The sequence below is a fragment of the Pseudomonas sp. BMW13 genome, assembly GCF_013357275.1.
Classification (GTDB): Bacteria; Pseudomonadota; Gammaproteobacteria; order Pseudomonadales; family Pseudomonadaceae; genus Aquipseudomonas; species Aquipseudomonas khazarica.
On sequence record NZ_SUKD01000031.1, the window covers coordinates 21,613 to 38,505 of the forward strand.

Annotated in this window: 19 protein-coding genes and 1 pseudogene; 10 read left to right on the top strand and 10 right to left on the bottom strand. The window is 66.1% G+C overall.

What is annotated here, in order from left to right:
• Nucleotides 1-22: 22 nt before the first annotated feature.
• The 3 genes from E4487_RS20605 to E4487_RS20615 all read right to left on the bottom strand — a co-directional run bounded on the left by E4487_RS20605 (nucleotide 23) and on the right by E4487_RS20615 (nucleotide 2,515).
• A complete protein-coding gene (locus E4487_RS20605; protein WP_037054206.1) occupies nucleotides 23-1,411 on the bottom strand; it encodes an adenylate/guanylate cyclase domain-containing protein in 1,389 nt (462 codons plus the stop codon).
• A 159-nt stretch (nucleotides 1,412-1,570) separates the two neighbouring features.
• On the bottom strand, nucleotides 1,571-2,158 hold the full coding sequence (locus tag E4487_RS20610) for an HD domain-containing protein (RefSeq protein ID WP_175254255.1): 588 nt from the start codon (nucleotides 2,156-2,158) through the stop codon (nucleotides 1,571-1,573).
• Nucleotides 2,159-2,197: 39 nt separating this feature from the next.
• Nucleotides 2,198-2,515 (bottom strand): Mpo1-like protein, encoded by a 318-nt coding sequence (locus E4487_RS20615; protein WP_037054201.1) that lies wholly within the window; start codon nucleotides 2,513-2,515, stop codon nucleotides 2,198-2,200.
• Between the two features lie 133 nt (nucleotides 2,516-2,648).
• Here E4487_RS20615 and E4487_RS20620 point away from each other — a divergent pair, with 133 nt between their 5' ends.
• On the top strand, nucleotides 2,649-3,662 hold the full coding sequence (locus E4487_RS20620) for an AraC family transcriptional regulator (protein ID WP_037054198.1): 1,014 nt from the start codon (nucleotides 2,649-2,651) through the stop codon (nucleotides 3,660-3,662).
• Between the two features lie 18 nt (nucleotides 3,663-3,680).
• On the opposite strand, the gene E4487_RS20625 is transcribed toward E4487_RS20620, so the two are convergent.
• Together E4487_RS20625 and E4487_RS20630 are read right to left on the bottom strand one after the other, a co-directional pair.
• On the bottom strand, nucleotides 3,681-5,135 hold the full coding sequence (locus tag E4487_RS20625; protein ID WP_037054195.1) for a TrkH family potassium uptake protein: 1,455 nt from the start codon (nucleotides 5,133-5,135) through the stop codon (nucleotides 3,681-3,683).
• A gap of 3 nt (nucleotides 5,136-5,138) precedes the next feature.
• A complete protein-coding gene (locus tag E4487_RS20630) occupies nucleotides 5,139-6,593 on the bottom strand; it encodes a TrkH family potassium uptake protein (RefSeq protein ID WP_175254256.1) in 1,455 nt (484 codons plus the stop codon).
• A gap of 298 nt (nucleotides 6,594-6,891) precedes the next feature.
• Here E4487_RS20630 and E4487_RS20635 point away from each other — a divergent pair, with 298 nt between their 5' ends.
• Together E4487_RS20635 and E4487_RS20640 are read left to right on the top strand one after the other, a co-directional pair.
• Nucleotides 6,892-7,263, top strand: coding sequence for a YkgJ family cysteine cluster protein (locus tag E4487_RS20635; protein WP_152488469.1), 372 nt, complete (start codon nucleotides 6,892-6,894; stop codon nucleotides 7,261-7,263).
• A 116-nt stretch (nucleotides 7,264-7,379) separates the two neighbouring features.
• Nucleotides 7,380-7,940, top strand: a complete 561-nt coding sequence (locus E4487_RS20640) for a nitroreductase family protein (protein WP_037054187.1) — start codon at nucleotides 7,380-7,382, stop codon at nucleotides 7,938-7,940.
• A 12-nt stretch (nucleotides 7,941-7,952) separates the two neighbouring features.
• Here E4487_RS20640 and E4487_RS20645 read toward each other — a convergent pair whose 3' ends face one another.
• The 5 genes from E4487_RS20645 to E4487_RS20665 form a co-directional block, all read right to left on the bottom strand.
• Complete coding sequence (locus E4487_RS20645) at nucleotides 7,953-9,281, bottom strand: HAMP domain-containing sensor histidine kinase (RefSeq protein ID WP_175254257.1); 1,329 nt, start codon at nucleotides 9,279-9,281, stop codon at nucleotides 7,953-7,955.
• A gap of 65 nt (nucleotides 9,282-9,346) precedes the next feature.
• A complete protein-coding gene (locus E4487_RS20650; protein ID WP_037054182.1) occupies nucleotides 9,347-9,760 on the bottom strand; it encodes a Spy/CpxP family protein refolding chaperone in 414 nt (137 codons plus the stop codon).
• Between the two features lie 138 nt (nucleotides 9,761-9,898).
• Nucleotides 9,899-10,576, bottom strand: coding sequence for a response regulator transcription factor (locus E4487_RS20655; protein WP_037054180.1), 678 nt, complete (start codon nucleotides 10,574-10,576; stop codon nucleotides 9,899-9,901).
• A gap of 3 nt (nucleotides 10,577-10,579) precedes the next feature.
• On the bottom strand, nucleotides 10,580-10,960 hold the full coding sequence (locus E4487_RS20660; protein ID WP_037054178.1) for a translation initiation factor 2 (IF-2, GTPase): 381 nt from the start codon (nucleotides 10,958-10,960) through the stop codon (nucleotides 10,580-10,582).
• Nucleotides 10,961-11,001: 41 nt separating this feature from the next.
• Nucleotides 11,002-11,301, bottom strand: a complete 300-nt coding sequence (locus E4487_RS20665; RefSeq protein ID WP_037054175.1) for a YciI family protein — start codon at nucleotides 11,299-11,301, stop codon at nucleotides 11,002-11,004.
• Nucleotides 11,302-11,420: 119 nt separating this feature from the next.
• Here E4487_RS20665 and E4487_RS20670 point away from each other — a divergent pair.
• The 7 genes and pseudogenes from E4487_RS20670 to scpB all read left to right on the top strand — a co-directional run.
• A pseudogene (locus E4487_RS20670) lies at nucleotides 11,421-12,254 on the top strand (PHP domain-containing protein); the annotation flags it as partial.
• On the top strand, nucleotides 12,242-12,304 hold the full coding sequence (locus tag E4487_RS25000) for a CxxxxCH/CxxCH domain-containing protein (RefSeq protein ID WP_371923277.1): 63 nt from the start codon (nucleotides 12,242-12,244) through the stop codon (nucleotides 12,302-12,304). The pseudogene E4487_RS20670 and the gene E4487_RS25000, both read left to right, overlap by 13 nt.
• Entirely contained in the window at nucleotides 12,301-12,927 is a 627-nt protein-coding gene (locus tag E4487_RS20675; RefSeq protein WP_037054172.1) for an L-threonylcarbamoyladenylate synthase, read from the top strand. Before E4487_RS25000 ends, E4487_RS20675 begins: the two co-directional genes overlap by 4 nt.
• An 82-nt stretch (nucleotides 12,928-13,009) precedes the next feature.
• Complete coding sequence (locus tag E4487_RS20680) at nucleotides 13,010-14,224, top strand: tryptophan--tRNA ligase (RefSeq protein ID WP_175254258.1); 1,215 nt, start codon at nucleotides 13,010-13,012, stop codon at nucleotides 14,222-14,224.
• A 139-nt stretch (nucleotides 14,225-14,363) separates the two neighbouring features.
• A complete protein-coding gene (locus E4487_RS20685) occupies nucleotides 14,364-15,077 on the top strand; it encodes a ScpA family protein (RefSeq protein WP_175254298.1) in 714 nt (237 codons plus the stop codon).
• Between the two features lie 43 nt (nucleotides 15,078-15,120).
• Nucleotides 15,121-16,014: a DUF4261 domain-containing protein gene (locus tag E4487_RS25005; RefSeq protein WP_037054166.1), complete on the top strand. Its 894-nt coding sequence runs from the start codon at nucleotides 15,121-15,123 to the stop codon at nucleotides 16,012-16,014.
• 80 nt (nucleotides 16,015-16,094) lie between these two features.
• Nucleotides 16,095-16,892, top strand: coding sequence for an SMC-Scp complex subunit ScpB (gene scpB / locus E4487_RS20695; RefSeq protein ID WP_134678189.1), 798 nt, complete (start codon nucleotides 16,095-16,097; stop codon nucleotides 16,890-16,892).
• Nucleotide 16,893: the final 1 nt, after the last annotated feature.

A 16,893-nucleotide genomic window follows, 5' to 3' on the forward strand; every position in this document is an offset into this window, starting at 1 on the left:
GCAGCTGCCCGGAGGGTTCACCTCAGAGAATGACCTTGTCGCGCAGTTTCTCGGCCGCCTGGTTGAGCGCCTGGATCACGCGTTCCTTGTCGAAGTTCTGGATGCCGTTGGTGTCGAGGTACATGGAGAAGCCCGGCAGCTCGTGCTCGACGTAGCTGGAGGTGGCGCCCAGGTCGCGACGGAAATCCACCACCTGGTAGATCTGTACCGGCCGGGTGAAACCCTTGACCGTGATCTGGCCCTTGTCGCGGCACATGATCACGTCCTTGACCAGCGAGTAGGTCTCGTGGGAGATGAGGATCTCGCCGGATTCCGCCGCGCTTTCCAGGCGGCTGGCGAGGTTCACGTCGCGGCCGATGATGGTGTAGTCCATGCGCGTGTCGGCGCCGAAGTTGCCCACCGTGCAGTAGCCGGTGTTGAGGCCCATGCGGATTTCCAGCGGCTTGGTGATGCCCTGGGCACGCCACTGCTGGCGTAGCACCTTCATGTGCTTGCGCATGGCGATGGCCATGGAAACCGCCGCTACCGCATCCTTCTTGGCGCCGTTGCTGCTGGGGTCGCCGAAGAACACCATGACGCAGTCGCCGATGAACTTGTCGATGGTGCCGCCGTACTTCAGGCAGATCTTCGACATCTCGTTGAGGTAGGTGTTGAGCAGGTCGGTCAGCGCTTCGGCTTCCAGCTCTTCGGAGAGCTCGGTGAAACCTTTGATGTCGGAGAAGAACACGGTGAGCTTCTTGCGCTGGGTCTCCAGGCGCACGGTCTTCTTGCCGGTGAAGATCGACTCCCACACCTGCGGGGACAGGTACTTGGCCAGGTTGCGAGCCAGGCGTGCGGCCTTTTCCTGCTCGCGCTTGATCTCGCTGCGCACCTGCGCCAGGCGCAATCCCTGCTGGTTGACGAAGTAGGCGGTGATGCAGATGTAGAAGGTGGCGAAGAGAATGCTGACCAGGGCCACGGGAGTCGGCGTGCTGGTATTGGGGTGGATCTCCACCAGCGCCGCACACAGCGCCATGCCGCTGCCGGCGACCAGCAACGCCAGCCCCAGATAGCGCATGCCGCCGATGACCAGGGCGCTGAAGCACAGGGTCAGCATGAACATCAGGCTGGGTACCGTGGAGAACCCCAGCAGCACGCAGGCCGCGCCGGCGTGGATGGCATCGAGGAACAGCAGGGTGAGGTCGGTCTGTTGCGGATAGTCGCGCTTGAAGCGGCGGCTGAGGTTGTGCGCCAGGTGCGGGTAGAGCAGCGCGTAGGGCACCATCCAGAGGACGTCGTAGGTGAAATGCCCGACGTAGGTTCCGGCGGCGATGGCCGCGGCCGTGGCGATATAGGCCAGCACGCGCGAATAGTATTCGCGCAACGGCGGCGTCGGCAGCCCGTTGGCACGGCTGAGGGTGACTGACTTCATCTGCTGGAACTGTCCCTGCTGGAATTCTGGCGTCTCTGCTGGACGCCTGGCTGGTCTGCAAGACCTGAGCCAGAGGCTCTACAGGGCAGGGATCATAACCAAGGGTACGGCGGCCAGCCAAGCATGACCGCCGAACGGTGGCGTAACAGTGGCCGGCGGTCAGGCGTTCGCCTCGTCCATGGCCGCCAGGTAGATGGAGTTCTTCGGCCTGGCGAAGACCCGCTGCAGCATGGGTTCGAAGTAGCTCAGGGGCAGGCTTTCGTAGTCCGGATCGAAGGCGGCGGCATCGTAGCGGGCGCAGAACTCGATGGTCGCCTGGTACTGCGGGTGGTCCTTGAACTGCTCGCGCAGGTGACGATCCATGCCCAGGTGATGGAAGAAGTAGTAGCCCTGGAAGATCCCGTGCTTCTCCACCATCCAGTGGTTCTCGGCGCTGACGAAGGGCTTGAGGATCGCCGCCGCGATATCCGGGTGGTTGTAGCTGCCGAGGGTATCGCCAATGTCGTGGAGCAGGGCGCAGACCACGTATTCCTCGTCACGCCCGTCGCGGTGCGCGCGGGTGGCGGTCTGCAGCGAGTGGGTCAGGCGGTCGACGGGGAAACCGCCGAAGTCGCCATCGAGCAGGCGCAGGTGGTCGAGAATGCGCGCAGGCAGCTGGGCGGCATAGGCGGCGAAATCCTGGGCGATGATGGCCCAGTCCTCGGCCTGGCCGTCTTCCATGTGGGTGAAGCGGGCTCGGCTATTCATGGTCGTTCTCGTTCTTGTTGTTCTGGATTGGCGCCGGGGTCAGAAGCGAATCCGCCCGGTGAAGGCGTCCTTCAGCATCACCCAGTCGCCCATCAGGCTGTAGAGCGGGTACTGGAAGGTGGCGGGGCGGTTCTTCTCGAAGACGAAGTGGCCGACCCAGGCGAAGCCATAGCCGGCCAGCGGCATGGCCAGCAGCCACAGCCATTGCTGGGTGGCCAGGGCGTAGGCGAGGATCGTCAGCACCAGCAGGCTGCCGACATAGTGCAGGCGACGGCACACCGGGTTGCTGTGTTCCTGCAGGTAGTAGGGGTAGAACGCGGCGAAGCTCTGGAAGCGTTCGGTGGTCTGGGCGGTCATGGCGCACCTCCTGTTATTGTCAGTGTCAGTCTAGAGCGGCTGTCTCCATGGGCCACTGACTTAAGGTGCCAGTCTAGTATCCTTGGGCCGCCAACTCTGACCTTGCTGGCCTGATCTACATAAGAACAAGACGATGAGTGAAAGAACCACATCTTCCAACTGGGCCTTGGCCATCGTGCAGGCACTGGAGCTGGGCGGTGTCGACTGTGCCGGGCTGTTCGCCGAACTGGGCATGGACTACGCCGCGCTGAACGACCCGGATGCGCGCTTTCCACAAGATGGCATGACCCGCCTGTGGCAGCGCGCCGTGGCCCTGTCCGGCAACCCGGCGATCGGTCTGAACATGGCGCAGGTGGTGCGTCCGGCGTCCTTCCATGTGGTGGGTTACGCGCTGATGTCCAGCCGTAACCTGCGCGACGGCTTCACCCGCCTGGTGCGCTACCAGCGCATCATCGGCGAAGGGGCCGACCTGAATTTCCTGGCGCAGCCCGACGGTTACGCACTGACCCTGGCCATCCATGGCGACCGCCTGCCGCCGGCGCGGCAGAGCGCCGAGGCCTCGCTGGCCTACTGCCTGGCATTCTGTCGCTGGATGACCGGCAAGCTCATTCGCCCGCGTGAAATCCGCCTGCAAGGCCCGGCGCCTGCCGACCTGGCGCCCTATCAGCAGGTGTTCCAGGCGCCGCTGCGCTTCAATGCCGAGCACTACGGGCTGATCTTCGAGCGCGCCGACCTGGAGGCCCCGCTGCCCAGCGCCAACGAGGCCCTGGCGCAGTTGCACGACCGCTTTGCCGGGGAGTACCTGGCGCGCTTCTGCAGCAGCCGGGTGACCCATCAGGCGCGCCAGGTGCTGTGCCGCCTCTTGCCGCAGGGGGAGCCGCGACGCGAGGTGGTGGCGCAGGCGCTGCACCTGTCGCAGCGCACCTTGCAGCGACGGCTGCAGGAGGAGGGCACCAGCTACCAGCAGTTGCTCGACGACACCCGCCGCGAGCTGGCCGAGCAGTACCTGGGGCAGGTCGACCTGACGTTGCTGGAAGTCGCCTATCTGCTCGGCTTTGCCGACCCCAGCAACTTCTTCAGGGCGTTTCGCCGCTGGTTCGGCGAGACGCCGGGGGAATACCGCAGCCGGCGTGTGCCCGGCCAGTGACAGGGGCGCGCTGCCGTCTCAGTGGCGCCAGAAGGCGGGGAACAGCAGCACCAGCACGGTGAGGATCTCCAGGCGCCCGAGGAGCATGCCCAGGGTCAGCAGCCACTTGGCCAGGTCGGGTATGCCGGCGTAGTTGCCTGCCGGGCCGACCATCTCGCCCATCCCCGGGCCCACCCCGGAGACCATGGCGGCGGCGCCGGTGAGCGAGGTGATCCAGTCCACTCCGCACATGGCCACGGCCAGCGCCAGCGTCGCGATGGTGATGGTGTAGAAGAAGGCGAAGGCGAGGATCGAGCGAACGATGTCCTCGTCCAGGCGGTGGCGGTTGTACTGCTGCTTGATCACCGCGCGCGGGTGGATCAGCTGCTTGAGGTTGGCCTTGAGCAGGATGTAGGCCACCTGGAAACGGAACACCTTGAGGCCGCCGGCGGTCGAGCCGGAGCAGCCGCCGACGAAGCCCAGGTAGAAAAAGATCATGCTGGCGAAGGGGCCCCACAGGTGATAGTCGCCGACGGCGAAGCCGGTGGTGGTCATGATCGAGGTGATGTTCACCGCCACCAGGCGCAGGGCATCGAGCCAGTAGAGGTCGGTGGTCATCCATTTCCAGCAGGCCAGCACCAGCCAGCTGCCCAGCAGCAGGAGCAGGAAGCCGTGCACCTGGGCATCCCGCAGCAGGGGCCGGTAATTGCCGCGCATCGCCGTGACGTAGAGAACGAAGGGCAAGCTGCCGAGAATCATCACCAGCACCGCGACCCAGTGGATGGCGGGCTGCTGCCATTTGCCCAGCGACGAGTCGGAGGTGGAGAAACCGCCGGTGGCGATGGCCGACATGGCGTGGTTGATCGAGTCGAACAGGCCCATCCCGGCCAGCCAGAAGGCCAGTACGGCGATGGCGCTGAGGCCGACGTAGGCCAGCACCATGTACTTGGCGACCATGTGCGAGCGCGGCATGACCTTCTCCGAGCGGTCCGAGGACTCGGTCTGGAACAGGCGCATGCCACCGATGCGCAGCATCGGCAGGATCGCCACGGCCATGGCGATGAAGCCGATTCCGCCGAGCCAGTGCAGCAGCGAGCGCCAGATCAGCGTGCCCGGCGACATGTCGTCCAGGCCGCTGAAGACCGTCGCGCCGGTGGCGGTGATGCCGGACATGCTCTCGAAGTAGGCGTCGGTGATGCTCGCGCGCTCGGCGAAGATGAACGGCAAGGCGGCGAAGATCGACACCATCACCCAGCTCGAGACCGTCAGCATGTACATGTCGCGCGGGCGCAGCTGGGTCTGCTGCGGTCGGCCCTGGGCGATCATGACGATGCCGGTCAGGGCGGTGATCAGGCTGGACCAGAGGAAGGCATTGATGCCCTGTGGCTGTTCGAAGATCAGCAGGGTGATCACCGGCACCAGCATGCTCAGCGCCAGGGTGATGAGGAAAATGCCGTTGATGAAGGCGAGAATGCGCAGGCTGGACAGAGGCATCGATCAGTGTTTCCAGAAGCTGCGGGTGACCAGCACCAGGACGGTAAGGATTTCCAGGCGGCCCAGCAGCATGCCGATGGACAGCAGCCATTTGGCCGAGTCGGGCAGGCTGGCGAAGTTGCCGGCCGGACCGATGATCGGGCCGAGGCCCGGCCCGACGTTGCACACCGCGGTGGCGGCGCCGGTCAGGGCGGTGACCCAGTCCAGGCCGGTCAGGGTCAGTGCCAGGGCGAGGACGCCGATGGTGATGGTGAAGAAGAAGGAGAAGGTGATCAGCGAGCGCACGATCTCCTCGTCCAGGTTGTGGTTGTTGTACTGCTGCTTGATCACCGCCCGTGGGTGCACCAGTTGCATCAGGTTGGCCTTGAGCAGCACGTAGGCGACCTGGAAGCGGAAGATCTTCAGGCCGCCGGAGGTCGAGCCGGAGCAGCCGCCCATGAAGGTCAGGTAGAAGAACAGCAGGACCGCGAAGCTGCCCCAGGTGGTGTAGTCGCCGAGGGCGAAGCCGGTGGTGGTGACCACCGAGGTGACGTTCACCGCGACGATGCGAATGGCGTCCAGCCAGGCGTATTCCGAGTTGATCCACAGCCAGGTGCCGAACACCAGCCAGGTCAGCAGCAGGAAACCGATGAAGCCGCGCACCTGATGATCCTTGAACAAGGCCTGGCGGTTGCCCCGGACGAAGGCGACGTAGAGCATGAAGGGCATGCCGCCGAGCAGCATCAGGACGACGGCCGTCCAGTGCACGGCCGGTTGTGGCCAGTTGGCCAGCGACGAGTCCGAGGTGGAGTAGCCACCGGTGGAAATCGAGGTCATGGCATGGTTGACCGCGTCGAACAGATTCATGCCGGCAGCCCAGTAGGCCAGAATGCCCAGCAGGGTGAGGGCCACGTACACCAGCAGCAGGTACTTGGCGGCCACGTGCGAGCGCGGCATCACTTTCTCGCCCCAGTCCGACGATTCGGTCTGGAACAGGCGCATGCCGCCCACGCGCAGCAGCGGCAGGATCGCCACCGCCATGCCGATGAAGCCGATGCCGCCGAGCCACTGCAGCATGGAGCGCCAGATGAGGATGCCCGGCGACATGTGATCCAGCCCCGTCAGCACCGTGGAACCGGTGGTGGTGATACCCGACATGGTCTCGAAAACCGCGTCGGTGTAGCTGATGTGCGCGATCAGCATCATGGGCAGCGCGGCGAAGCTGCACACCACGCTCCAGCTGCCCGTGGTGAGCAGGTACATGTCGCGTGGGCGCAGCTGGGCGTTCTGCGGACGTCCGGGGATGACCAGCGCCAGGCCGGCAATCAGGGTGATCAGGCTGGACCAGAGGAAGGCGTTGAGGTCTTCGGGGTGCTCGAAGATCAGCAGGGTCAGCATGGGGATGGCCATGCTCACCGCCAGGGTAATCAGGAATATGCCGATGATGAATCCGATGATGCGCAGCGTCGGCAAGGCCATGTAGGGGGCTCTGGCGGTTGGAAATGCGCCATTCTACCCACCGACGGGCGGCTGTAAACCGCTGCAACCCGGCTGGGTGAAAACCAGGCGGGCGTGGCGCTGGCAGGCGAGAATGCGCTTTGCGGACAGTGTAAACGAGCCTCTCCAGCCTGCTCGCGCATGCGCCCCTCAGCGCCCGGCCATGGCCGCTTGCAGCGCTTTTCTCGCGAGCCGTGGGAGGGGGCTTTACAAGCGCATGGCCGCGCATAGAATAGCCGTCCGTTGCCGGCGTCCGTCGGTTTCCGAGTCCTTCCCCAAAATGTCCGAAGCTAATCCCTGCCTCACGTGCGGCGCCTGCTGCGCGTTCTTTCGTGTGTCCTTCTTCTGGGGCGAATGCCAATCCGCTGGCGGCAGCGTCCCCGATGAACAGGTGATCCAGATCAGCCCTCACTATGTCGCGATGCGTGGCACCGAGAGCAAGCCGGCACGTTGTGTCCAGCTGCTCGGCGATGTCGGCTGCGGCGTGCGCTGCACCCTGTACGAGCAGCGTTCGAGCAGTTGCCGCGACTTCCAGGCCTCCTGGGAGAACGGCGTGCACAACCCGCGTTGTGACGAGGCCCGCAAGGCACATGGGCTGCCGCCGCTGACGCCACCGGTGAAGCCGGTGATATCGCCCGACCGGGTCGCCTGACCGTCGCCTCCAGCAGCGCCGGTGCCGCAGTGCCGGGCTGCAGGCCTCCGCCTGAGCTTGCAGCCTGTAGCGTGCAGCACCGAGAATGCGCGTTCTTCGTTTCAAGGAGGTGGCCGATGGAGGCTCTCGACGCTCTGCTCAACCGTGTTTCCGTTCCCCGTCTGGTCGACCCGGCGCCGGATGCGGCGCAGCGTGAGCTGCTGTTCCGCGCCGCCCTGCGTGCCCCTGATCACGGGCAACTGCGTCCGTGGCGCTTTCTCACCATCGAGGGCGAGGCACGTGAGCGCATGGGCGAATTGTTCGCCGAGGCGCTGCAGGTGAAGGATTCCCAGGCAACGCCCGAGGCGCTGAGCAAGGCCCGTGGCATGCCGCTGCGTGCGCCGCTGCTGGTGGTGGTGATCGCACGGGTCCAGGCGCATCCCAAGGTTCCCGAGTCCGAGCAGGTGATCGCCGCCGGGTGTGCGGCGCACGGCATGCTGCTGGCCGCCCATGCCCAGGGTATCGGTGCCGTCTGGCGCACCGGCGACATGGCCTACGACGCGCATGTCGGCAAGGGCCTGGGCCTGGCGGCGGACGAGCAGATCATCGCCTATCTCTACCTCGGCACAGCGGAGCGCGAGCTGCGTCGCGCGCCGGAGCTGGCGCTCGAGGATTTCGTCAGCGCCTGGAACGGCTGAGCGCTGCGCTGATCAGCTCGCCTGTTGCTTGAGCGGCAGGCTGAGGGTGGCGATGAAGCCGCCCTCCGGGTGATTGGCCAGCAGCAGCTCGCCACTGTGGCGCTGTGCCGCGCGGCGGGCGATGGCCAGCCCCAGGCCATGCCCGGCTGCGCTCTGACCCGGCGCGCGAAAGAACGGCTTGCCCAACTGCTGCAGGTGCGCCTCGGCAACGCCCGGGCCGTGGTCGCGCACGCTCAGCAGCAGGCGCTGTTGCTGGCGCTGTACCCGGATCAGCACCGGCTGCTCGGGTGGATTGAAGCGCAGGGCATTGCGCAGCAGGTTGTCGAGCGCACGTTCGAGCATGTCCGGCCAGCCCATGAGCTGAATGCCCGGCTCCAGGTCGATCTGCAATCGCTGTTCGGGAGCGGTCAGGCGCGCGTCCTCCTGCAGCTTGTCGAGCAGGGCGGCGAGGTCGACCGGCTGCGCTGCACCGGTGTCGGCATCCAGGCGGGCGAGAGCCAGGATCTCGCTGATCAGCGCTTCCAGGCGATCGCATTCCTGGCTGAGGCGCGGCCACAGCTTGTCCCGTTCTGCCGGGCTGGCTCGTTCCGCCAGGGCCAGGGCGATGCGCAGGCGGGCCAGGGGCGAGCGCAGCTCGTGGGAAACGTCGCGCAACAACTGGCGCTGGCTGCCGATCAGTCCTTGCAGGCGTTCGCCCATGCGGTTGAAGTCCTTGGCCAGCAGGCCCAGCTCGTCGCGGCGCGTGGCCAGGCGCGCCAGGCTGTTCTGCTGGTAGGCGGTCTGCCCCAGGTCGTGCACGGCGCCGCGCAGGCGGTCCAGCGGGCGGGTGATCGACAGCGTCAGCAGCAGGCTGAACAGCGTCAGCACCACCAGGGCGATCACCAGCGCGCTGAGCGGCCAGAACAGGCTGCCCCGGTGCCAGGCGGCGAGTTCGGGGTGCGGGATGCGGTAGATGAACAGGTAGCTCTCGCCGCTTTCCGGGCTGGTGTACTCGGCCGTCAGACGGCGCCAGGGCAGGCGTCGTTCATCACGCTGGCGCGCCTCGAAAGCGGCGGCGCGTGATGGAAAGGTGCCCCTGACCAGCGACTGTCCGCTTTCGCCGAGCACCTGGGTGTCGATGCGGTAGCGGCGTTTGCGCTGTTCGAGGAAGTCCTGGGCGGCTTCCTGCCCATCGTGCTCGTAGCGCCGGACCCACTCGCTGTCGAGGCCGTCCAGGCCCGGGTGCATGCTGAGGACCCAGGCGTCCTGGTTGAGGGCGCGGCCCAGCAGCAGGGACAGGCCGGCCACCAGGGCGATGGCCAGCCAGAATGTCGCCAGGATGCGCCAGAACAATGAACGCACGCGATGTCCTCATGCAGAAGCCGCCGGGCCCGAAGGGCGCGGCGGCGGATCGATGGAGATGGATGTCAGTTGGCGTTCTTGTCCTTGTCGGCCTTCCAGGCCTTGAACTCGGCCATTTCGGCGCGACGTGCCTCCATCTTCTTCTGGTGCTCGTCGAACGCCTTCTGCTGTTCCGGGTTGAGCAGGTCACGCAGGGCCTTGTGCTGGTCGGCGCGGGCCTTGTCCAGCTCTTTCTTCATGGCCTGCTTCTCGGCTTCCGGCAGCTTGTCCAGGTAGCGCTTGGTGATGTCGCGATGGGCCTTCATCTGCTCGCCCATCAGCTTGCGGAACTCCTGGCGCTGCTCCTTGCTCAGGTTCAGCTCCTTGAACATGTCGGGGCCACGGTCGTGATGACGCGGGCCGCCGTCTTCCATGGGCATGGCGAAAGCCAGGGTCGGCAGGGTCGCGGCGAACAGCAGGGCGGTGAGGGTCTTGCGCATGGTGATTCTCCTTGTCTCGAAACCGGTAACGACCGGATGGGCTCAGTATGCGGCGGTCAAGGTCAAGGGCGGTCAGGCGACGGTAAAGCTTGGGTAAAGGCGATGTTGCAGGCTGTTTACGCAGCGCCGGCAGCGCACTCAGGGGGCGTAGTAATAGCCACGGCTGCGCAGGGCGACGATGCGCGGGCGGCCATCCGGGTGCGGGCCGAGCTTCTTGCGCAGGTTGCTGACGTGCATGTCCAGGCTGCGGTCGTAGAGCGTCAGCTTGCGGCCCAGGGCGAGCTGCGCCAGGGCCTGCTTGTCCACCGGCTCGCCGGGCTGACGCAGCAGAGCCTCCAGCAGGCGACTCTCGGACAGGGTCAGCGGCACGTCATGTTCGGCGATGCTGACCACGCCGCGATTGGGGCTGAAGCTGAGGTCGCCCAGCTCCAGCTGGCTGCTCGCCGGTGCGGGCGCCGTGCGCCGCAGCACGGCGCGCAGGCGGGCGGTCAGCTCGCGTGGGTCGCAGGGTTTGGCCAGGTAGTCGTCGGCGCCCAGCTCCAGGCCGAGAATGCGGTCCAGCGGCTCGCCTCGGGCCGAGAGCATCAGCACCGGCAGCTCCGCATGTTCGCCGCGCAGCTGCTTGAGCAGCTCCAGGCCGCTGCCGTCCGGCAGCATCACGTCCAGCACCACGGCGTCGGGCGCCTGCGAGGCGAGGGCCTGGCGGGCGCTGCCGGCTTCATGGCAGGCGGTGACCTGGAAGCCTTCCTGGGTCAGCCAGCTGGCGAGCAGCTCGCAGAGTTCCTGGTCGTCGTCGATCAGCAGCAGTCGGCTCATGGTTCAGTTGATCCACTCGCGGCGGCTCTTGCGATTGCCGCGCAGCAACGCGCCGACGAAGATCGAGACCAGGCTGAGCCCGGCGCCCAGGGCGAACCAGGTCTGCGTGTCGCTCAGCAGGCTGGGTTGCACCTGCGCCTGGCTTTCCTTGAGCTGCATGCGCAGGCGCTGGTTCTCCTGGCGCAGGCGCTGCAACTGCACGGTGCTGCTCGCTTCCTGCTCGCTGCGCAGTTGTTCGCTTTGCGCCAGGCGCTGTTCGAGCGCCTGGTGGTCGGCGTCGACGCTGACTGGCGCAGGAGCAGGCGGAACGGTTTCCTCTTCTGCCTGTGCCGCAGAGCCGATCAGCACCAGGGCGACCAGCAGGGACAACGGGATCGAGCGCATGGCGATTCCTTGTAGGCGCGAGCAGCGTGGTGGCTGTCCGTTCAGGGCAGCACTTTCTTGAAGGGTTTGACCAGCACGTTGGCATAGACGCCCGCGGCACGGTACGGGTCGGCGTCGGCCCAGCTCTGCGCCGCTTCCAGGGAGTCGAACTCGGCAACGATCAGGCTGCCGCTGAAACCTGCCGGGCCCGGATCGTTGCTGTCGATCGCCGGGTGCGGGCCGGCCAGCAGCAGGCGGCCTTCCTGCTTCAGCTGTTCCAGGCGGGCGAGGTGCGCAGGGCGCGCGGCCAGGCGGTTTTCCAGGGAGTTTTCGACGTCGGTGGCGATGATGGCGTAGAGCATCTCAATCCTTAATTCAGGGTCGAAGCGGGGGAGGGATGAAGCATTTGCGCCATACGGCGACAGCGTTGGCGCGGATGTGGGGCATAATAACAAACATCAATCTCAACGAAAGCGCCGCCATGATTGTCGATCTGCACTGCCACAGTACCGCCTCCGATGGCGCCCTGGCCCCCGCCGTACTGGTGGCCCGGGCGCATGAGCGTGGCGTGCGGGTGCTGGCGCTGACCGATCACGACACCCTGGAAGGCCTCGATGAGGCGCGGCGTGCGGCGACTGCCCTGGACATGCGCCTGATCAACGGCATCGAGCTGTCCTGCACCTGGGGTGGTGCGACCATCCACGTGCTCGGCTATGCCTTCGAGCGCGAGGCGCCGGCGCTGCGCGATGCCATCGAGGCCCTGCACCATGGGCGCTGGCAGCGCGCCGAGGAAATCGACCGGCGCCTGGCGGCCAAGGGCATGCCGGGTGCGCTGCAGGGCGCCCGGGCCGTGCAGCAGGAGCTGGGCGACAGTGGCAATGCGCCGGCGCGGCCGCATTTCGCCGAATTCCTCGTGCGTGCCGGCCATGTGCGTGACCGCGCCGAGGCGTTTCGCAAGTGGCTGGGCTCGGGCAAGCTGGGCGATGTCAAACAGCATTGGCCAACGCTGGAGGAAACCCTCGCCACCTTGCGTTCGGCCAGGGCCTGGATCAGCCTGGCGCATCCGTGGCAGTACGACTTTACTCGCAGTAAGCGTCGACGCCTGGTGGCCGACTTCGCGGCATTGGGTGGGCATGCCCTGGAAGTGGTGAATGGCATGCAGCCGGCCGAGCAGGTCGGTGGCCTGGCGATCCTGGCGCGTGAATTTGGCTTGATGGCCAGTGTCGGCAGCGATTTCCATGCGCCGGGCGACTGGTCCGAACTGGGCATGTACCGCCCGTTGCCCGATGACCTGACGGCGCTCTGGGAGCGCTTCGAACATGCACAGCCATCCGCTGTCACTCAATGAGCAGGGAGCAAGCGTGAGTCAATTTTTCCAGGTGCACCCGGAAAACCCCCAGGCACGCCTGATCAAACAGGCCGTGGAGATCATTCGTGGCGGCGGCGTGGTGGTCTATCCGACCGACTCGTCCTATGCCCTGGGTTGTGCCATCGGCGACAAGAATGCGGTCGAGCGCATTCGTCGCCTGCGCCAGCTCGACGACAAGCACAACTTCACCCTGGTCTGCCGTGACCTGTCGCAGATCGGCCTGTTCGCCAAGGTCGATACCGCCGCCTTCCGCCTGCTGAAGAATCACACCCCCGGCCCCTATACCTTCATCCTCAATGCCACGCGCGAAGTGCCGCGCATGCTCCTGCACCCCAAGCGCCGCACCATCGGCATCCGGGTGCCCAGCCATCCCATCGCCCTGGCGCTGCTGGAGCAGCTCGGCGAACCGCTGATGAGCGTCAGCCTGATAATGCCGGGCGACGAGCTGCCGATGTCCGACCCGTACGAGATGCGCCAGGTGCTCGAGCATCATGTCGACCTGATCATCGACGGCGGCTTCGGCGGGCTGGAGGCCTCCACCGTGGTCAATCTGGCGGACGACAGCCCCGAGGTCGTGCGGGTCGGCTGCGGCGATCCCGCGCCGTTTCACGATCTCTGAGATGGGCTGTCACGCGCCTTTTCCGTTGTGACCGCTGCTGCCCTATACTCCGTGGCCTTGTCTGGATTTTGGGTAGAACGGTTTGAGCCTTAACGACTCCGAACGTCGGGTGCTTTCTGGAATGCGTCCGAGCGGTCGTCTGCACCTCGGGCACTATCACGGCGTGCTGAAGAACTGGGTCAGGTTGCAGCACGAGTACGACTGCTTCTTCTGCATCGTCGACTGGCATGCGCTGATCACCGAGTACGCGGAGGTCGGTCAACTGTCCCAGCATGTCATGGACATGGCGGTCGACTGGCTGTCGGCCGGCGTCAGCCCCAGTTCGGCGACGCTGTTCGTGCAGTCGCAGGTGCCCGAGCACGCCGAGCTGCACCTGCTGCTGTCGATGATCTGCCCGCTGAGCTGGCTGGAACGCGTGCCGTCGTACAAGGAGCAGCAGGACGGTCAGTCCGGCAAGGACCTTTCCACCTACGGCTTCCTCGGTTATCCGCTGCTGCAGGCCGCCGACATCCTGCTCTACCGCGCCGGCCAGGTCCCGGTCGGCGCGGACCAGCTGCCGCACATCGAATTCGCCCGCGAAGTGGCGCGGCGTTTCAACCATCTGTATGGCAGCGAGCCGGACTTCGAGGTGAAGGCCGAAGCCGCCGTCGGCAAACTCGGCAAGAAGCTCGGCAAGCTCTACAGCAATCTGCGCAAGGCCTACCAGGAGCAGGGCGATGCGCAGGCGCTGGAAACCGCCCGCGCCCTGCTCAAGGAGCAGAGCACCCTCACTCTGGGGGACCAGGAGCGCCTGTTCGGCTATCTGGAGGGTGGCGGCAAGGTGATCCTGGCCGAGCCGCAGCCGATTCTCGCCGAGTTCTCGCGGGTGCCGGGCCTGGACGGGCAGAAAATGGCCAAGTCCAGCGGCAATGCGATATTCCTGCGCGACAGTGATGCCGAGCTGGAGGAAAAGCTGCGGCGCATGCCTACCGACCCGGCGCGCGTGCACCGCGACGATCCGGGCGAACCGCAGCGCTGCCCGGTGTGGTCGCTGCACCAGCTGTACTCCAGCGACGAGCAGTTGCACTGGGTCATCGAAGGCTGCCGCAGCGCTGCGATCGGCTGCCTCGACTGCAAGAGCCGCCTGTGCTCCTCGCTGCAGAGCGAGCTGGCGCCCTTGCAGCGGCGTGCGATCGACTACGAGGACAGCCCGGACCTGGTCCGCAGCATCCTCGCCGAAGGGGCCGAGCGCGCACGTGACGAGGCACGCGACACCCTGGCCGAGGTGCGCATGGCCATGGGCCTGAACTACCGCTGAAGGAGCGCTCGCCGTGAGTGAACCCGTCACGCCGTCGATGGACAACCAGGCTGGTGCCCAGCAGGAGCTGCCGTTCGCCCTGGTGTATGGCGAAGCGGTCACCGAACTGCCGCTGGACCTGTACATCCCCCCGGACGCCCTGGAGGTGTTTCTCGAAGCGTTCGAGGGGCCGCTGGACCTGCTGCTCTATCTGATCCGCAAGCAGAACATCGACATCCTCGACATCCCCGTCGCGGAAATCACCAAGCAGTACATGGGCTATGTCGAGCTGATGAAGTCGGTGCGCCTGGAGCTGGCCGCCGAGTACCTGGTGATGGCTGCCATGCTCGCCGAGATCAAGTCGCGCATGCTGCTGCCGCGCTCGACCGAGACCGAGGACGAAGAGGATGACCCGCGCGCGGAGCTGATCCGCCGCCTGCAGGAGTACGAGCGCTTCAAGGCCGCTGCCGAAGACCTCGACGAGCTGCCGCGAGTCGGCCGCGACGTCATCGTGCCCAGGCTGGATGCCCCCGAGGCCAGGGCGCGCAAGCTGCTGCCGGACGTCAGCCTGGAAGAGGTGCTGCTGTCGATGGCCGAGGTGCTGCGCCGCGCCGACATGTTCGAAAGCCATCAGGTCACCCGTGAGGCGCTGTCTACCCGCGAGCGCATGAGCGAGGTGCTGGAGCGTCTCAAGGGCGGCGCGTTCGTGCCCTTCGTCGAGCTGTTCGCTGCGGAGGAAGGGCGGCTCGGCGTGGTTGTGACCTTCATGGCAATTCTCGAGTTGATCAAGGAATCGCTGGTCGAACTGGTGCAGAATGCGCCGTTTGCCGCCATCCATGTACGAGCCCGCATCGAGCAGGATTTGGAGGCGTAACGCGCGAGTCGTCCTGGGAAGCGTTGAACAAAGGGAGTTTCAGGTGAGTATCTTTTCGCGTTTCTTCGGTCGCCGCGACGACGCTGCCGCAGAGCCGGCCCGTCTGGTCGCCAATCCCGCCAGCGAAGGGCGAGTCAGCCTGCAGGTGCTGTTCCCGGCTGCGCTGCAGCTGGATCAGGATGAGCTGACCCGCGTCCTGCGTGCCTATCACCCGGAAATGGCCGCAGCGAGCTGCGAGGTGTCCGACGAAGTCGAACAGTTCTTCGCCCTGGCCGGCTGGGGAGAGCACGTGGTGCGACTGCTCGGCTTCGATGCGCCGTTCCCTGCGCAATCGCTGGAGTCCTGCGTGGCCCCCGCGCATTACCCGCAGGCGCTCAAGGATGAGGTGCGCGCCCATGCCAGCCATGTCCTGCTGTACTACGCCGGGCATGACGACGACCCCCTGGAGCAATACGTGGTGCTGGCCGCAGTCGCCGGTGCGCTGGCGCATTTCGGTGCCATCGCGGTGCTCAACGAGAGTGGCAGGACCTCCTTGCCCGCAGCGATCTTCAATGACCAGGGACTGGGACGCGAGAGCCTGGACGTGCTGCGCGGCATGCCGCTGACCGCGCTCTACTGCGGCTTCGTCAAATACGACGTCGAAGGGGTGCAGGGCACCTGGATGCGTACCTACGGCGGTGGCGTGTTCGGTATCGCCGACTTCGCCGTGCTGGCCGAGGGGCACCATGAGGGCGAACGCTACTCGGAGCTGTTCGACAACGTGATGAGCTACCTGCTGAGCAGCGGCGCGCAGATGGCCCCGGGGCACACCCTGCAGGTCGGCGAGGACGCCTTCATGCGCCTGCGGGCGCCGCTGGCCGAGGAATACTTTCTCGACGGGCCGGACCCGCTGCTGGTCGCCGAGATCATCGCGGCGCACGAGGCCAATCCGGCCTGAAGCGCCCCTCGGCATTTGCTAGACTGCCGGGCCGCATTTAATGTGGCCCTTTCACTTCTTGCCCCCAGGTTTGCCAGATCATGACGCTGTCCGATCCGCACCAGCTTGCCACCGTGCTCGAAGGCCTGCTCCTGGCGGCAGGCAAGCCCATGTCCCTGGAGCGCCTGTTCGAGCTGTTCGAGGAGCACGAGCGTCCGGACAGCGGCGTCTTTCGCGAGGCCCTGGGCATCCTGGCGCGCAGCTGCGAGGGGCGTGCATTCGAACTGAAGGAAGTCGCTTCGGGCTACCGCCTGCAAGTGCGTGAGCGCTTCGCCCCCTGGGTCGGACGGCTGTGGGAGGAGCGGCCGCAGCGCTACTCGCGCGCGCTGCTGGAAACCCTGGCGCTGATCGCCTATCGGCAGCCGATCACCCGTGGCGAGATCGAGGATGTACGCGGCGTGGCGGTCAACAGCAACATCACCAAGACCCTGCTCGAGCGCGAGTGGATTCGCGTGGTGGGCTATCGCGACGTCCCGGGGCGGCCGGCGATGTTCGCCACCACCAAGGGCTTTCTCGATCACTTCAACCTCAGGAGCCTCGACGAACTGCCGCCGCTGGCCGCGCTGCGGGAGCTGGAACCCGAGCCGCAACTGGCGCTGGATGACGAGGCGGAAGTGCCGGAAGGGCTGCAGGCGCGCGCCGATCTGGCGCTGCAGGAGGAGGGCGAGGCCGCCGAGCCACGGGAGGAAACCAGTTTCCGCAGCCTGCTGGCCGAACTCGACACCATGGAGCTGGGGCTCAAGACCGATTTCGACGACTTGCCCGAGCCGGAGTCCGAACCCGAACCCGAGGCGCTGGAAGCGGACGAGCCCGAGCCACGGCCAGCGGCGGACGACTGAG

What these genes read in the sequence shown, in the direction of transcription:
- E4487_RS20640 (WP_037054187.1), top strand. Translation starts at nt 7,380, where the DNA reads ATGGAGGCTCTCGACGCTCTGCTCAACCGTGTTTCCGTTCCCCGTCTG.
- E4487_RS20610 (WP_175254255.1), bottom strand. Translation starts at nt 2,158, where the DNA reads ATGAATAGCCGAGCCCGCTTCACCCACATGGAAGACGGCCAGGCCGAG.
- scpB (WP_134678189.1), top strand. Translation starts at nt 16,095, where the DNA reads ATGACGCTGTCCGATCCGCACCAGCTTGCCACCGTGCTCGAAGGCCTG.
- E4487_RS20665 (WP_037054175.1), bottom strand. Translation starts at nt 11,301, where the DNA reads ATGCTCTACGCCATCATCGCCACCGACGTCGAAAACTCCCTGGAAAAC.
- E4487_RS20635 (WP_152488469.1), top strand. Translation starts at nt 6,892, where the DNA reads ATGTCCGAAGCTAATCCCTGCCTCACGTGCGGCGCCTGCTGCGCGTTC.
- E4487_RS20625 (WP_037054195.1), bottom strand. Translation starts at nt 5,135, where the DNA reads ATGCCTCTGTCCAGCCTGCGCATTCTCGCCTTCATCAACGGCATTTTC.
- E4487_RS20615 (WP_037054201.1), bottom strand. Translation starts at nt 2,515, where the DNA reads ATGACCGCCCAGACCACCGAACGCTTCCAGAGCTTCGCCGCGTTCTAC.
- E4487_RS20660 (WP_037054178.1), bottom strand. Translation starts at nt 10,960, where the DNA reads ATGCGCTCGATCCCGTTGTCCCTGCTGGTCGCCCTGGTGCTGATCGGC.
- E4487_RS20630 (WP_175254256.1), bottom strand. Translation starts at nt 6,593, where the DNA reads ATGGCCTTGCCGACGCTGCGCATCATCGGATTCATCATCGGCATATTC.
- E4487_RS20655 (WP_037054180.1), bottom strand. Translation starts at nt 10,576, where the DNA reads ATGAGCCGACTGCTGCTGATCGACGACGACCAGGAACTCTGCGAGCTG.
- E4487_RS20650 (WP_037054182.1), bottom strand. Translation starts at nt 9,760, where the DNA reads ATGCGCAAGACCCTCACCGCCCTGCTGTTCGCCGCGACCCTGCCGACC.
- E4487_RS20605 (WP_037054206.1), bottom strand. Translation starts at nt 1,411, where the DNA reads ATGAAGTCAGTCACCCTCAGCCGTGCCAACGGGCTGCCGACGCCGCCG.
- E4487_RS20620 (WP_037054198.1), top strand. Translation starts at nt 2,649, where the DNA reads ATGAGTGAAAGAACCACATCTTCCAACTGGGCCTTGGCCATCGTGCAG.